Source organism: Neobacillus rhizophilus (assembly GCF_018343535.1).
GTDB classification, from domain to species: Bacteria; Bacillota; Bacilli; order Bacillales; family Cytobacillaceae; genus Neobacillus; species Neobacillus rhizophilus.
In genome coordinates, this window is record NZ_JAGYPF010000001.1 from 1,533,444 (window position 1) to 1,547,264 (window position 13,821).

At 38.8% G+C, this 13,821-nt stretch carries 16 protein-coding genes and 1 riboswitch; of the genes, 10 read left to right on the forward strand and 6 right to left on the reverse strand.

The window, feature by feature from the left end; genetic code table 11:
• Nucleotides 1-69 precede the first annotated feature (69 nt).
• The 4 genes from KHA99_RS31685 to thiT form a co-directional block, all read right to left on the reverse strand.
• A complete protein-coding gene (locus tag KHA99_RS31685) occupies nt 70-228 on the reverse strand; it encodes a FeoB-associated Cys-rich membrane protein (protein WP_213116717.1) in 159 nt (52 codons plus the stop codon).
• Nucleotides 229-247: 19 nt separating this feature from the next.
• Nucleotides 248-2,251, reverse strand: a complete 2,004-nt coding sequence (gene feoB / locus KHA99_RS07250) for a ferrous iron transport protein B (RefSeq protein WP_213116718.1) — start codon at nt 2,249-2,251, stop codon at nt 248-250.
• Nucleotides 2,252-2,476, reverse strand: a complete 225-nt coding sequence (locus KHA99_RS07255) for a FeoA family protein (protein WP_213116719.1) — start codon at nt 2,474-2,476, stop codon at nt 2,252-2,254.
• A gap of 138 nt (nt 2,477-2,614) precedes the next feature.
• A complete protein-coding gene (gene thiT / locus KHA99_RS07260) occupies nt 2,615-3,202 on the reverse strand; it encodes an energy-coupled thiamine transporter ThiT (protein WP_307852003.1) in 588 nt (195 codons plus the stop codon).
• A 72-nt stretch (nt 3,203-3,274) separates the two neighbouring features.
• Nucleotides 3,275-3,382: riboswitch (TPP riboswitch) on the reverse strand.
• A gap of 166 nt (nt 3,383-3,548) precedes the next feature.
• On the opposite strand from thiT, the gene KHA99_RS07265 reads away from it, so the two are divergent.
• The 5 genes from KHA99_RS07265 (at nt 3,549) to KHA99_RS07285 (ending at nt 7,887) form a co-directional block, all read left to right on the forward strand.
• Nucleotides 3,549-4,103, forward strand: a complete 555-nt coding sequence (locus KHA99_RS07265; protein ID WP_213116721.1) for a GNAT family N-acetyltransferase — start codon at nt 3,549-3,551, stop codon at nt 4,101-4,103.
• Nucleotides 4,104-4,274: 171 nt separating this feature from the next.
• Nucleotides 4,275-5,582, forward strand: coding sequence for a hemolysin family protein (locus KHA99_RS07270; RefSeq protein ID WP_213116722.1), 1,308 nt, complete (start codon nt 4,275-4,277; stop codon nt 5,580-5,582).
• Nucleotides 5,583-5,730: 148 nt separating this feature from the next.
• Nucleotides 5,731-6,168 carry a MerR family transcriptional regulator gene (locus tag KHA99_RS07275; RefSeq protein WP_213116723.1) on the forward strand — a complete coding sequence of 146 codons (438 nt, stop codon included), beginning with the start codon at nt 5,731-5,733 and terminating at the stop codon, nt 6,166-6,168.
• A 62-nt stretch (nt 6,169-6,230) separates the two neighbouring features.
• The gene (locus tag KHA99_RS07280; RefSeq protein ID WP_213116724.1) at nt 6,231-7,586 is read left to right on the forward strand and encodes a hemolysin family protein; all 1,356 of its coding nucleotides are present in this window, start codon (nt 6,231-6,233) and stop codon (nt 7,584-7,586) included.
• A gap of 115 nt (nt 7,587-7,701) precedes the next feature.
• Nucleotides 7,702-7,887 (forward strand): hypothetical protein, encoded by a 186-nt coding sequence (locus KHA99_RS07285; RefSeq protein ID WP_213116725.1) that lies wholly within the window; start codon nt 7,702-7,704, stop codon nt 7,885-7,887.
• A 46-nt stretch (nt 7,888-7,933) separates the two neighbouring features.
• Here the strand turns inward: KHA99_RS07285 and KHA99_RS07290 are convergent, their stop codons facing one another.
• Nucleotides 7,934-8,230, reverse strand: a complete 297-nt coding sequence (locus tag KHA99_RS07290) for a hypothetical protein (RefSeq protein ID WP_249366446.1) — start codon at nt 8,228-8,230, stop codon at nt 7,934-7,936.
• Between the two features lie 231 nt (nt 8,231-8,461).
• Between KHA99_RS07290 and KHA99_RS07295 the strand changes: the two genes are divergently transcribed.
• The 4 genes from KHA99_RS07295 to KHA99_RS07310 all read left to right on the forward strand — a co-directional run bounded on the left by KHA99_RS07295 (nt 8,462) and on the right by KHA99_RS07310 (nt 11,458).
• On the forward strand, nt 8,462-8,767 hold the full coding sequence (locus KHA99_RS07295; protein ID WP_213116726.1) for a HesB/YadR/YfhF family protein: 306 nt from the start codon (nt 8,462-8,464) through the stop codon (nt 8,765-8,767).
• A gap of 140 nt (nt 8,768-8,907) precedes the next feature.
• Complete coding sequence (locus KHA99_RS07300) at nt 8,908-9,471, forward strand: DUF3939 domain-containing protein (protein WP_213116727.1); 564 nt, start codon at nt 8,908-8,910, stop codon at nt 9,469-9,471.
• A gap of 131 nt (nt 9,472-9,602) precedes the next feature.
• Nucleotides 9,603-10,859 (forward strand): DUF445 domain-containing protein, encoded by a 1,257-nt coding sequence (locus KHA99_RS07305; protein WP_213116728.1) that lies wholly within the window; start codon nt 9,603-9,605, stop codon nt 10,857-10,859.
• A gap of 230 nt (nt 10,860-11,089) precedes the next feature.
• A complete protein-coding gene (locus KHA99_RS07310; RefSeq protein ID WP_213116729.1) occupies nt 11,090-11,458 on the forward strand; it encodes a cytochrome-c oxidase in 369 nt (122 codons plus the stop codon).
• A gap of 107 nt (nt 11,459-11,565) precedes the next feature.
• Here the strand turns inward: KHA99_RS07310 and KHA99_RS07315 are convergent, their stop codons facing one another.
• On the reverse strand, nt 11,566-12,384 hold the full coding sequence (locus tag KHA99_RS07315; protein WP_213116730.1) for a 5'-nucleotidase, lipoprotein e(P4) family: 819 nt from the start codon (nt 12,382-12,384) through the stop codon (nt 11,566-11,568).
• A gap of 200 nt (nt 12,385-12,584) precedes the next feature.
• Here KHA99_RS07315 and KHA99_RS07320 point away from each other — a divergent pair, with 200 nt between their 5' ends.
• A complete protein-coding gene (locus KHA99_RS07320) occupies nt 12,585-13,760 on the forward strand; it encodes a PucR family transcriptional regulator (protein ID WP_249366555.1) in 1,176 nt (391 codons plus the stop codon).
• The last annotated feature ends 61 nt before the right edge of the window (nt 13,761-13,821 follow it).

Here is a 13,821-nt window from a genome sequence, read left to right on the forward strand (position 1 = left end):
CAATTTTAAAAGTAATAAGGGTATTCACATAAAAAAAACTGCTATCCCATATAGATAGCAGTTCGTTCATTACCTATTGATTTCTGGCGGTACACTACATCCGCCGGAGCAAGATTTGTTCAATTCGCATGCAGCGCATTTACCTTGTTTCGAGCGGTTAATAAATCGTACAAGAGCCCAAGCGGCATATCCAAAAATAGCAACTCCAATAACAATGCTAGCAATCATAGAATTTCACTCCTTTTGTTTATACCAGACCAAACAGCTTGCCGCCCTGATAAATAATCAGCGATAAAACATAAGCAATGACTAAAGCATAGCCGATCGCGAAGGCTGTCCATTTTTTTGAACCTGTTTCTTTATAAATGGTTGCGGTAGTGGCCAAGCATGGAATGTACAATAAAATAAAGACCATAAAGCTGTAAGCAGCAAGCGGTGTATAGTAATTGGCTAGCAGCCCCTGCAGACTTGAATCACTCGGCACAAAATAAATAATGTTCATGGTCGAAATGATTGCTTCCTTGGCAAGGAAGCCGGTAATTAAGGATGCTGCCGCCTGCCATGTTCCAAAGCCAATCGGTGCTAAAATCGGTGCAATGACACCACCGATTGCTGCAAGGAAACTGTCATCCATCTCCACCTTCAAGCCGCCCGGTCCTGCATAGGATAAAATCCAAATGAAAACGGAACCAGCAAATATAAACGTACCTGCTTTCCGTACAAAACCCTTGCCTTTATCCCAGGTGCTTCTCCATAAGGATTGAAACTGCGGCAGCCGATATGGCGGCAATTCAATGACAAATAAGGAAGTCTGCGATTTTAACATGGTCGATGAAAAGAGTTTTGCTAAAATTAACGCAACCACAATCCCTAATACATATAAGCTTAAGACAATAAAAGCTTTATGGGCTGCAAAAAATGCCCCGACAAATAAGGCATACACTGGCAGACGAGCCGAGCAAGACATTAACGGTGTCAGCAAAATCGTTAACAGCCGTTCGCGCGGTGTTTCGATCGTTCTTGCCGCCATGATGCCTGGAACATTACAGCCAAACCCAATCATCATTGGGATAAATGCTTTCCCGTTCAAACCAACCGATTCCATAATTCTGTCCATAACCAGCGCGACGCGGGCCATATAGCCGGAATCCTCTAATAACGATATGAAAAAGAACAAAATAAAAATCTGCGGTACAAAAACAAGAACACCGCCAACCCCGGCAACTAATCCTTCAATAATCAGCGCATGAATAAAGGCGGACGCATGGACAGCCGTCAGGGCGTTTTCAATACCTGACGCAACCGGTCCAGTCAATAACCCATCAAGTGCATCAGACATCGGTGTCCCAAGCCAGTCAAACGTCAGCATAAACATTAAATACATTAGCAATAAGAAGATTGGCATACCAAGATATTTATTGGTGACAATGCTGTCAATTTTTTCAGATAATGGTACGACACCATCACGTCTACTCGTTGTTTCAGCGATAATTGTTTCAATCGCTGCTTTTCTTTTCATATAAATAAAGTTTGGTAACGTTTTAACCTCATACGATTTCTTGATGGACTCTTCCAATTTAGCTGAAATAGCCTGAAGTTTTTCGCCATCCACAATTTGCGTAACGTAATTTTTAACGTATTCATTTCCTTCAAAATACTGAATCGCCAAAAAGCGTTTTGAATGCTCTGTTTTCCCAGCCAGTTCCTGAGATAGATCGGCAATTGCCTTTTCCACTTCCACGCCATAGTTTACAAGGTTCTTTTTCACCGGCGTAAATGATTTTGTGGAAATAGTATCAACCAATTGGTCACAGCCCTTACCACTTCTGGCGACAACCGGGACAACCGGGACACCCAATTTTTCCGAAAGTTTCTTGGCATCAATCATAATCCCACGCTGGCTAGCAACATCAATCATATTTAAACCAATTAAGAGCGGTTTTTCAAACTCCAGCAGCTGCATGGTTAAATGTAGATTCCGTTCTAATTGAGATGCATCCAATATATTCAATAGCCGATCCACGGAATCGTTTAGAAAAAAGGAAGTGACGACTCCCTCATCTCTTGAAAGCGGGTTTAGTGTGTAGACACCCGGTAAATCTATTAATCTGCCAATATTATTTTTGAAAACGCCAACTTTCTTTTCAACCGTTACTCCGCTCCAGTTGCCGACATACTCATAGGATCCAGTGAGGTTATTAAACAATGATGTTTTTCCAGTATTCGGGTTTCCAATTAGAGCAATTTCCATTTATATTCTCTCCACTTCAATCTGGACGGCTTCCTTGCGGCGGATACCGACGCATTGACCGCAGGACTCAATCATAATCGGGCCGCCAAAAGGCATAACACATTTCACACATATTTCCGATCCTTCGGTTATTCCTAAATCAAGCAAACGTCTTTTCACAAGGTTGCCGACATGGGAAATATCTACGATTTTCCCCTTTTCCCCTGCTTTCAATGATGTAAACATATATTATCACCCAATCCATTGTAATTGAGAATGATTATCTTTCTATATTGACATTTTACACCTAAATTTCAAAAAAAAATATATAAATTGTGACAAAAAAAGAAAAAAAGAAAAGCACGAGGCTTTTCTTCATTAATATTATTGATATTTAACAACCATTCTTTTCGGGATAGCGGCAAGGACTAAAACAACGATTATGGCACTGATGATAAAGTTTGGAAGCATATAGGTCCCATTATAAATCAAGGAATACACAGCAACCGGTTGTCCTTTAGGGGCATACTCGCCAAAGAAAGCAATTCCTGAATACACATGGCAAATATATCGAAGCAAGCTTCCTAAGAACGTTCCAAGGATAGAATAGACCATCCAGCTTCCTTTATTTCCCTCCTCAAGAGAATTCTTAACCTGGCGGGCAAAAATTCCAGCAAAACCGAGAACAGTAAACGCAATAAAATAATCGATAATTCCCTGAATAATCGTGTAGATTTGCGCAAAACCAAGAATGAATTGCAATAATCCCAACAAGAAGCCAGTTAATAAGCCACCCTTAATTCCCCAGCGATACGCCATAATAAAGACCGGAACCATCGCAATGGAGATTGATCCTCCTTGTGGCCAAATTTTCAAGGACAAAATACTTGCAGCTAAGTCTAATAAATAAGCAAGTGCCGAAAAGACGGCAACCTCTGCGATAAAACGTGTATTGCTTCCATTTTGATTCACACCATTTTCCCCCTTGTTTATAAAAAATAAAAAAGCAATGCAGGACGTAAGGATTGTCTGCATTGCTTTTTAATATCGGCAAAACCACATCCCTACGCTAGCGTTAACTAACAGGTTCATAGGGTCAGAACTCGAACGTTCACTCTCAGCCGCTTATGCGCAGCTCCCCCTGTGGACTATTTACTTGTTTACATAACGAATGATACTACTGATTAAAAGGTTTGACAAGGAAATTATTACAAGCGTGTTGTAAATCCGGAACTATTTTTTTCAAAAAAAAAACATCATCACAGCCCAAATCCAATTTGCATAGTATGTAGTAAAAATTTTTCAGGAGTTATGACCTATGTTTACTTTAAAGGCTGACCATGAAATTGAACTTCTTGTCTTTCAACGCCAGCATGCTTTACAGCTTTATCAGCTTGTCGAGAAGAACCGTGACCACTTGCGAACATGGCTTCCCTGGGTCGATAGCATGACCACTCCCTATCAATTCGAAACTGTGATCACTCATTGGCTGAATCAATTGGCCGAGGGCAACGCCTGCAACCTTGGCATCCTCTACAAAGGAAAGCTTGTTGGGTCAATAGGACTTCATCAAATTGACTGGTACAATAAAATGGCCAGCATCGGTTATTATTTAGCAAAGGATGCAGAAGGTCATGGGATTATGATCCGCTCTGTTCATGCCGTGCTTAATTATGCATTTTTAGATTTAGGCTTAAACCGGATTGAAATCCGCTGTGGCGTAAAGAACATCAGAAGCCGGGCTATTCCCGAAAAACTAAGATTTCGGAAAGAAGGTATATTAAGGGACGGAGAACATTTGAACGATTATTTCCATGATATTATCGTGTACAGTATGCTCGCCCGCGAATGGCAGCAGCCCCCCTCATATTAAACCCCTTTCACCAGCTGCCAGATGGCGGCTTTTATATTGGTTTGTTCATTAATTTGCTCAAGAAGCATTTTTTTGAAATAATAAAACTATACACAAATACGGGAAGGCCGTAAGAAGAAAAAGATTATTTTGTAAGTGAGGTGGCATACCTTACGCATCGTAAGGTCCCCAATGATTTGGATAAATATCTTGATAATAGCTCTGCTCATACTATTTACTGCATTTTTTGTCGCATCAGAATTTGCGATCGTCAGAGTACGGACAACCAGAATCGACCAATTGGTTGCCGAAGGCAATAAAAAAGCCGAAGCCGCCAAGAAAGTCATTTCCAATTTGGATGGATATTTATCGGCCACTCAGGTCGGAATTACGATTATTTCGTTAATCTTGGGGTGGCTTGGCGAACCCACAATTCGAATGCTGTTAAAACCTATCTTGGATTGGCTGCAAATTCCGGCTTCACTTGGACACATAATTTCCGTTATTTTTTCGTTTATTGCCATCACCTTTGTCCATGTGGTCATTGGTGAATTATCGCCAAAAACGTTTGCAATACAAAAGTCGGAGGAAATTATCCTGCATGTTGCCAAGCCTATGATTTTGTTTTATAAGCTAATGTACCCGTTCATATGGGCGTTAAACCACTCCGCTCGTTATGTTACGGGACTGTTTGGGATTAGACCAGCCTCGGAAAATGATATCGTCCTTTCCGAAGAAGAATTACGGCTAATTTTATCGCAGAGCTATAAGAGCGGTGAAATTAACCAGTCGGAATATAGCTACATGAATCGGATTTTTGAATTTGATGATCGCATCGCCAAGGAAATTATGGTGCCGCGGACGGAGGTCATCACCTTTTCCAAAGATGCCTCTCTTAATGAAATTATTGAAACTGTCCAGGAAGAAGGATACACCCGTTATCCCGTCATTGATGGGGATAAGGATAACATTTTAGGTGTCGTCAATATCAAGGAGGTGCTGACCGACTGCATCCAGCAGAAATGCAGCGGCGAAGAACCGCTTGCTACTTACATAAAGCCTGTTATACATGTGATTGAAACTATCCCGATTCAGGAACTGTTAGTAAAACTGCAAAAAAACCGCTCTCATATGGCGGTTCTATCCGATGAGTATGGCGGTACAGCCGGGGTTGTCACGGTCGAGGATATTTTAGAAGAAATCGTCGGGGAAATCAGGGATGAATTTGATTTGGATGAAGTACCCCTTATTCAGAAAAAGGGTGAGAATCATTATATTTTAGATGGGAAAGTCCTCATCAGTGAGGTCAACGATATTTTAGGCACTACCCTCGAGGACGATGATGTTGATACCATTGGCGGATGGTTTTTGACCCAAAAATTTGATGTCCAAAAAGACGATACACTCGAAAGAGATGGCTTCACCTTTCAAATCAAAGAAATCGACGGCCACCATATCGGCTATATAGAAGTAAAAAAATTGCCAGCGTCTCCCGAATAAGGAGACGTTTTTTATTTTTTTATAATATTTTGACATTAGTATTCATATTACCTATAATTCACCATAAAATATAGTTAACAATGCCTATAATAACCGAAACGTTTGACTGTACGGTTTAAATTCTCTATAATATTGTTAATTTATATATATGTCGAGGTGGTATGATGGGGCTGTCTATCGAATTGGCGAATTAGCGGAAAGAGCAATGGTTTCCAAGAGAACAATTGATTACTATACGTCTATTGGACTGCTCAAAGCAGATCGATCTGAGTCCAATTACCGCATCTATACGGACGAATCATTACATGATTTAAAATTTATCGAAGAATGCAAGAGTTTGCATTATCCATTAGACGAGATTAAAAGAAAACTAGAAATGCGCAAAGCAGCAGGCAGCATTCAGGCTTCAGAAGTGGAAAAACATGTGTGTACGCTGACCCAGCAAATGCTCAAGCTACACAATGATTTATTTGACATCATCCCATTTATTGAAAAATTGGATGAAAAGCAAAAAGAGACGCTGACGAATAACCTAAGTCTGCTTAGAACAGCATTATTGAAATCGCTTTTAAAGGTTTCAAGTTAATCTTTGAAAATACCAGGAGGTGACTACCTTACTCGTCTAAACAACGAGTTAAGGGAACTTATTTGGACATATTTAATTTGGTTTTAATAGCCATTTTAATAGCATTAACTGCTTTTTTTGTAACTTCAGAGTTTGCGATTGTGAAGATTAGGAGTTCAAGAATCGATCAGTTAATTGAAGAAGGAAGTTCGAAGGCCGTTTCAGCCAAAAGAGTGATTTCAAATTTAGATGAATATCTTTCTGCCTGTCAGCTTGGAATTACCATCACGGCTCTTGGGTTAGGTTGGATTGGGGAATCAACGATTGAACATTTGCTTGGTCCTCTCTTCATTTCATTGAATCTTCCCGACAATGCTGTAAAAATATTATCCATTTCGATTGCATTTGGAACAATTACATTTTTACACGTCGTAGTCGGAGAACTTGCGCCTAAAACATTGGCCATTCAAAAAGCAGAATGGATAACACTTAAGGTAGCTCGCCCGCTCATTCTCTTCTATAAAATTATGTACCCGTTTATTTGGGTATTGAACGGATCCGCTCGAATCATTTCGAGAATCTTTGGGCTTAAACCTGTTTCCGAAAATGAAATCGCTCATACGGAGGAAGAGCTTCGAATTATCTTATCGGAGAGCTATAAAAGTGGTGAAATTAACCAATCAGAGTTCAAGTATGTAAATAAAATATTTGATTTTGATAATCGAATAGCAAAAGAAATTATGGTACCGCGGACCGAAATCGTCTCATTGTCTAAGGATGACTCGCTTGATGCCTTTTTATCAACGATCCGGGAAGAAAAATTCACCAGATATCCTGTAATCGATGGGGATAAGGACCATATCGTTGGGATTGTCAACGCCAAGGAAGTCATGACAGATTTTATTGGAAACGAACAGCTTTCGGCACAAACTCTCGAAGGCTACATCCGTCCTATCATCCGTGTAATTGAAACGATCCCTATTCATGATTTGCTTGTAAAAATGCAAAAAGAGCGAATGCATATGGCGGTTTTAATGGATGAATACGGTGGAACTTCAGGTTTGGTAACGGTAGAAGATATCCTTGAAGAAATTGTCGGGGAAATTCGCGATGAATTTGATATGGATGAGATTCCTGAAATTCGCAAAATCAAGGAAAATCATTATATTATTGATTCAAAGGTTTTAGTGAGCGAAGTCAATGATTTATTGGGCGTCGAAATTAATGACGAAGATGTTGATACAATCGGCGGCTGGATTTTAACCGAGAATTACGATGCCAAAGAAGGCGACATTATTGCACATGAAACGTACACTTTTAAAATTATTGAAATGGAAGACCATCATATTAAATATATAGAAGTCATGAAAAGTATAAACGACGGTGAACCAACAAACCTCAAGCAGGTGTCTTTATCCAACTCGGAGGTTCTGTACTGACATAATATAAACAAACCTGCAAAAGGTTTGTTTTTTTTGTCCTTTTAATCAGGACAATTGACTCATTCCAACATTTGTCTTGCCTGCATATCCTGCTAACAAGGAGGGGATAAAATTGAACCAAACAGCTATTCTTTTCTTGGCCTGTATTTTGGCTGGCTTCGCCTTAGTTAAAATGCCGACCATTTCATTTTTAGCTAGCCTGTCATCATTATTTCATGTTATCGGTGCACTTGCCATTCTTATCTTCGCACTTGCAACACTTTACCTTGGTGCTAAAGCTTTCTTCAAAAAGCTGTAAGCGCATTCGCCTCTGGATAGAAAAAGACCAGTGTCCCTGGTCTTTTTTATCTTGACTTTAAAATCAAAGTTTCTTCTTCTACTTTTGCAATTTTAATAAGGTGGGAATCAAGACGGCGATTGATATGCTGGATATCATTTTTTTGCGATTCCTCGATCCGTTCTAAAACTTCTTTAATATCAGATAAATCGATTTGGTTAACAGCGACGCGATGTTCTATACTATCCATTTTCTCTAATCTTGAAAGTCTTTTTTCAATGTTTTCTAAAGTTTTGTTAAAAGTATTTATTAGAGACTTCATGTCATTTACATTCTCATTTAATTTCTCAAATTGCTTTTCCATCAACAACATCCCCTTTCATGTGGTTATCATATCACCATTTTCACCATAAAGATGTTACAAAAACAGTAACTCTATGATCAATTTTTAAAAAATGAATTTTTTATTACAATTAACCCTGAAAATAGCTTCATGTGAATATTATCATAGGCAATTTTCAAGAAAAAACGTAACCTTTTAGTAAAGATAATTCTTTAGAATTGTCACCTCATTAGAAAAGGTTGGTGTTTGAATATGTTGATTTCTATTGATGAAAAAGCAGTAACGTGGTTTGCAGGAGAATTCGAATACACTAGGCCCTTTAGCGTTCGTCTGTTCCCGCAATATGCCGGCTTTGGCGAAAAGCACAAAGGCTATAGTCTTGCATTTTCAATTGAAACACCAGCAAACTCTGGGTTCTCGAAAGAAGTTAATGGAATGAACTTCTATATAGAAGAAAATGATTTATGGTTTTTTGAGGATACCGAAACCTATTTATCCGTTGATGATTTCCTTAAAGAGTTACACGTTATATACAAGGATGTAAATTTCGCAAATTAATCTCACTAAGAGCATATGAAAAGGTATCCTGCTGGATACCTTTTCATATTTTTCAAAACCCCTCGACATTATCACCAAAAAATGGCAGAATTTTATAAGATGAAATATTAAATGTTAATAATACTTCTAAATAGGGAGGCATGGATATTATATTAATTTATATTATCTTAGGACTTGGAGTAGGCGGAGCAGCAATTTATTTATTCTTAAAACTTACTAGTCACAAAAAGGAACTAAAGGTTTCAGTCAATGATACAACGAAGGAAAGACAATATCCGATTATAGGTGCAACGTTAGAAGATATAAAAAAAACTGTTCATGATTTTTCTAACAGCTTACCCAAAGGGGTATACAGAACCATTCTTGTTAAAGAGGATAACAGCATCGATTTTAAACAGCTTGCCCATCTTCTTGGCGGGATACCTGAAAGAAAATACTTTATGTCGAAGGAAACCTATGACATATTTGAAGAACACGAAAAGCATATCCCGGGGGAAATGGACATTGTCCAAAAAGCAGTCGACCTATATGTCAAGGAGCACAATGAATATCCGATGCTGCCGTTTGACCCGGAGCACAGGGTAAATTATTATCAGCTAATCCAGGACAAATATTTAAAATCAGCTCCAGAAATACAATTCTATATTACTGATTTAGACGGGTTGATTACCCACAAAAAACCCGCGAAAAAAACCTCCTCTTAAGTCAATGAGAAGGTTTTTTTCTTTCTTAACAAGAATAGGTTTTTTAGATAGGTTTTTTTTGCTTTTTTTTCTACAATATTGAGATAATAGCAATATGACTTTATCTTTATGAAAAAATGAGGGGTAAAATAATGGGTAATAAGAAAACAAATACACGACATCTAGCTACCATTTCATTAATTATTATGGCAGCCGGGTTTCTTGCTACAATTCCAATGCCGCAATCCATTTGGAGAACTGTTCTCCAAGGCGGTTTTGAAGCAGGGCTGGTAGGGGGCCTTGCCGACTGGTTTGCCGTGACGGCACTTTTTCGGCATCCGCTAGGGCTGCCCATCCCACATACTGCGCTTTTGCCGAAAAATCGCAGTAAAATTATCGCAAAAATCATCTCGATGCTGGAAAATGATTGGCTGACGAAAGAAAGTATCCAGCAGAAAATAAACAATTTCCAGTTCACTGAGAAAATTTTTTCACTCATCAATGAGGAAATACACGGAAATAATCTAAAAAAGAATAGCATAAAGGTTATTAAACATTTAATTAAGATGGTAAACCTGCAAAAAGTTGCCCCGGTCATTGAAAAGGAGCTTAAATCCCAACTGAATAGCTTAGATACAAAGCATTATCTCCCCCTTCTTATTGACCAGGTTACAGTCCGAAAATATGATGAAAAAGCACTGGATTTGGTTCTGAAGGAAATTGATGTTTGGGCCAAAAAGGATAGTACTAAATATCGGCTCGGCGGAATTGCCGTGGACATGATTGAAAATATTCCAGCCGACGGCATTATGCAGTTTGCGATACGTTCATTTAGCAATCTCGTGAATGAGGAAAAGCTGGGCAATATTATCCAGAATCTAATCATTAAGGGTGTCGATAGCTTTCGTGACCCCTTTAACCAAAACAGGCAAACCCTATTGATTCACATCCATCAGAAACTTGAGAGCCTGAAAAGTGACGAAAAAATGTATGAAGAATTGGAACGCTTTAAATCCCAATTGATAGCAAAATGGGAACCTGGAGAAAAAATCAACGAATTCTTGGCGAATGCTCAAGCTAAGGCACTGGATTTTGTTGAAGACCCTATTTTCTACGATGAATATCTTCTTCCTTTCATAAAGGAAGGACTAAGTGAATTCGGTTCAGATCAGGAAAAGATGGGGCAGCTTGAAGCTTGGATTAAATTGCAAATTGCCGGGTTTGTTGATAAAAACCATTCCAAAGTCGGAAAACTGGTCGAAGAAAATCTTGAAAAGCTGGATAATAAAACGCTCATCCACATGATTGAAACTAATGTAGGAAAAGACCTGCAATGGATTCGGGTAAATGGAGCATTGTGTGGTTTCCTCATCGGGCTGGCACTAGTGGGAATTAAAGCGTTATTTTAAATGAAAACTCGCCAATTGGCGAGTCCGCTAGGACGGTTCATGAGGCGTAGTTGAATTTATACTTTCTTATTAGCTAAAATAGAAAGCACCTTTTTTTAGGGTGCTTTTTTTTTCCATTACTTTAGTCCCTCAAAAATCCGTTCTAGTCCTAGTAAATGGTGGTTCTATAATGAAATAGACCTACATATTTACTACTATAGTCATTATTTTTAAGGGAGGTAGGTAAGAAAATGGGTGTTAAGTTTATTAAAGTTTCTGTGTGCTACTTTGTCATTGGGGTATGCCTCGGAATGTACATGTCGATGACGGAAAACTTTAATTTTACTCCAGTTCATGTCCATATTAATTTATTAGGATGGACAGCGATGACGCTTGCCGGTCTTATTTATGTTGCCTTTCCTCAAGCCGCGGAAACCACATTGGCAAAAGTTCACTTCTGGCTTCATAATATTGCCCTTCCTGTCATGATGATCTCACTGGCACTGCTCGTTTCAGGTAATGAGTCTGCCGGTCCAGGTGTTGCTACTGGCGGAACATTAATGGTACTCGGTATTATCCTTTTTGCCATCAATATCCTTAAGAATGTAAAAGCAAATTAATATTCTGGCTTAACAAATTAAATTTCCTGCATTTATTCTGATAGTCCTTCTAAAATTTCAATAAAAAGCGCTGCGGACTTTTTTCTGCAGCGCTTTTTAAATGAAAATTATGGTTCAAAGCTTTGAAGGTTGTCTTTTCTTATTTTCATATATTCTGCAGGAGTCTTCTTTAAATCATAATCGTAAATGGCCCCTTCCCAATCCCCATACATTGGATTCGGAAAGACGATAAACTTGCTGCCGAACTCAGCATTTATTCTGTCAACTGACTTTATCCTATCTACAGCAGATAATTGATCAAACCCTTTAAAATCCCCGAGATTATCTCCAAATAACAAGACAATATCGTAATCTTTCGCCACCTGTTCCCGCCGTATTTCCTTGCCGATTTCTTTCTCCTGCTGTAATAAAACATGCTTCGCATCCGCTTTCGGAGCGCCGACCATTTGTAAATTTTTGATTGTTGCTTCCTTTTGTGCTTCCTTGCGGTTAGAAATATAGAAGATCTCCACTTCCCTTGATTCGGCATACTTCAGGAAATCCAGGGCACCTGGCAGCGGTTTTGCTTCCGCCCTGTTAAACCAATCACTCCAATCAATTGGGTCTCCTTTTCCGGTCTGAACCATCCAGGCATGATATGGACTGTTATCCAGGACAGTTTCGTCAATATCAAGCACAATCGCTGGTTTTAACCCATTCCCTTTTTCCTTCTTGGAAAGAATTTCATCCAGTCTTAGTCTGCCAAGGTAGTACCCTTGATAATATAATGCCTTTGCCTCACCAGACTTTTGAAACCAAAGTACTGACATGGTATTCTGCTCATACAGGCTTTCAAGCGGACTTTTTTCAGTCATCGCCAAGCCAAGTGAATTTGGGAAAATCAATAAACAAAGAGCTGCGGCAAATAACATTGTCAGTTTCCTCATTGTACATACCTCCTTTACGCATATAATTTTAGTATGCGAAAAAATAAATCATTCAACCTTATCTTGTAATTTTGTAAAATAAAACAAAGAGCATTATATAACAGAAAAGTTTTCCTACATAAATGGAGGTCAACAAATTGGAAGGTAATCGATATGACCCTTTTAAGGCCGCTTTTGATAGTTTAGATGAATTTGCCGACATGATTAGCCAGGTGCTTAAATGCCCGATTACAATTGAAGATGCGAACCATCGTCTGCTTGCCTATAGCACCCATGACGAGCGAACGGATCCGGCTAGAATTTCCACCATCATTGGCCGCCGAGTACCTGAAAAAGTTATTAATCAATTATGGAAAGAAGGAACGATTCCTGCCCTTCTTAAAACCAAGGAACCGATTCGGGTAAAAAGCATGGAGGATATCGGACTGGGTCATCGGGTCGCGATTTCGATCTGGAAGCAGGATGAGGTATTAGGATTCATTTGGGCACTGGAAATCGATCGGTCATTAACAAACGATGATTTTACCTTATTAAAAAATGCTGCAGACGCAGTCAAAAACAAACTGCTGCAGCTTCAGACCAGAAAAAATAAAAAGGAAGAGCGTACCCAGGAATTCTTTTGGAAACTGTTAACCCGGCATTTGAACTCCCCGAGGGAAATAATGGAGCACTTCCATTCTTTGCAAATAACTCCCGCTAAATTCTTTGCCGTGCAGGTTTACAAACTGCCGCATAACATTACTAACAAAGAAGAGCAGGCTATTTCCTATTTATTAAAGACGACTCAGCGGGTCAAAATTTTGCTTTATGCCATTGATTGTAACCAGCTAATCTTACTGGCCGCAGCCGATTATTTTGATAACCCGATCCCAGAACTAGATTATTTTGCGAAAATGTTTGCCGCCAAATTGGATGACCGATTCGGAATTAAAGAGATTACCCCCGCCTGCAGCGGCATTTATGAGGATTATTCAAAAATCAGCAAAGCTTACGACGAGGCAAATGCTGTATTAACGGTAAAAAGCAAATTCCCTAAGGAAACAAAAAACATCATTAACTATCAAAAGTTGGGGATTTATCAGTTATTTGATTTGCTTTTAGAAAAAAGAAGAAATGAAGAATACGAAAACTATTCCTTAAAAAAGCTTCACGAATATGATCAAAAACATAACAGCAATCTTCTTGAAACGTTGGAAAGTTTCTTGAACTTTGATGACAATATAAACGATGCAGCGAAGGATTTGAATGTCCACGCCAACACTTTGGCCTATCGACTTAAACGAATTTCAGAAATTGGCGACATTAATTTTAAAGACCCTAATCAAAAAATGATGCTCTACATTGATTTAAAGCTTAATAAATATAAGGGGATTTAAACAAAACTTTTTGTGAAAATCCCCAAAAAGTTAAATAATTATTTTTCTTTCCTGACAAAGA

Coding starts and splice junctions, on each gene's coding strand:
- KHA99_RS31685 (WP_213116717.1), bottom strand. CDS start 228: ATGATTGCTAGCATTGTTATTGGAGTTGCTATTTTTGGATATGCCGCT.
- feoB (WP_213116718.1), bottom strand. CDS start 2,251: ATGGAAATTGCTCTAATTGGAAACCCGAATACTGGAAAAACATCATTG.
- KHA99_RS07255 (WP_213116719.1), bottom strand. CDS start 2,476: ATGTTTACATCATTGAAAGCAGGGGAAAAGGGGAAAATCGTAGATATT.
- KHA99_RS07265 (WP_213116721.1), top strand. CDS start 3,549: ATGTTTACTTTAAAGGCTGACCATGAAATTGAACTTCTTGTCTTTCAA.
- KHA99_RS07270 (WP_213116722.1), top strand. CDS start 4,275: ATGATTTGGATAAATATCTTGATAATAGCTCTGCTCATACTATTTACT.
- KHA99_RS07275 (WP_213116723.1), top strand. CDS start 5,731: ATGTCGAGGTGGTATGATGGGGCTGTCTATCGAATTGGCGAATTAGCG.
- KHA99_RS07290 (WP_249366446.1), bottom strand. CDS start 8,230: ATGGAAAAGCAATTTGAGAAATTAAATGAGAATGTAAATGACATGAAG.
- KHA99_RS07295 (WP_213116726.1), top strand. CDS start 8,462: ATGTTGATTTCTATTGATGAAAAAGCAGTAACGTGGTTTGCAGGAGAA.
- KHA99_RS07300 (WP_213116727.1), top strand. CDS start 8,908: ATGGATATTATATTAATTTATATTATCTTAGGACTTGGAGTAGGCGGA.
- KHA99_RS07305 (WP_213116728.1), top strand. CDS start 9,603: ATGGGTAATAAGAAAACAAATACACGACATCTAGCTACCATTTCATTA.
- KHA99_RS07310 (WP_213116729.1), top strand. CDS start 11,090: ATGGGTGTTAAGTTTATTAAAGTTTCTGTGTGCTACTTTGTCATTGGG.
- KHA99_RS07315 (WP_213116730.1), bottom strand. CDS start 12,384: ATGAGGAAACTGACAATGTTATTTGCCGCAGCTCTTTGTTTATTGATT.
- KHA99_RS07320 (WP_249366555.1), top strand. CDS start 12,585: ATGATTAGCCAGGTGCTTAAATGCCCGATTACAATTGAAGATGCGAAC.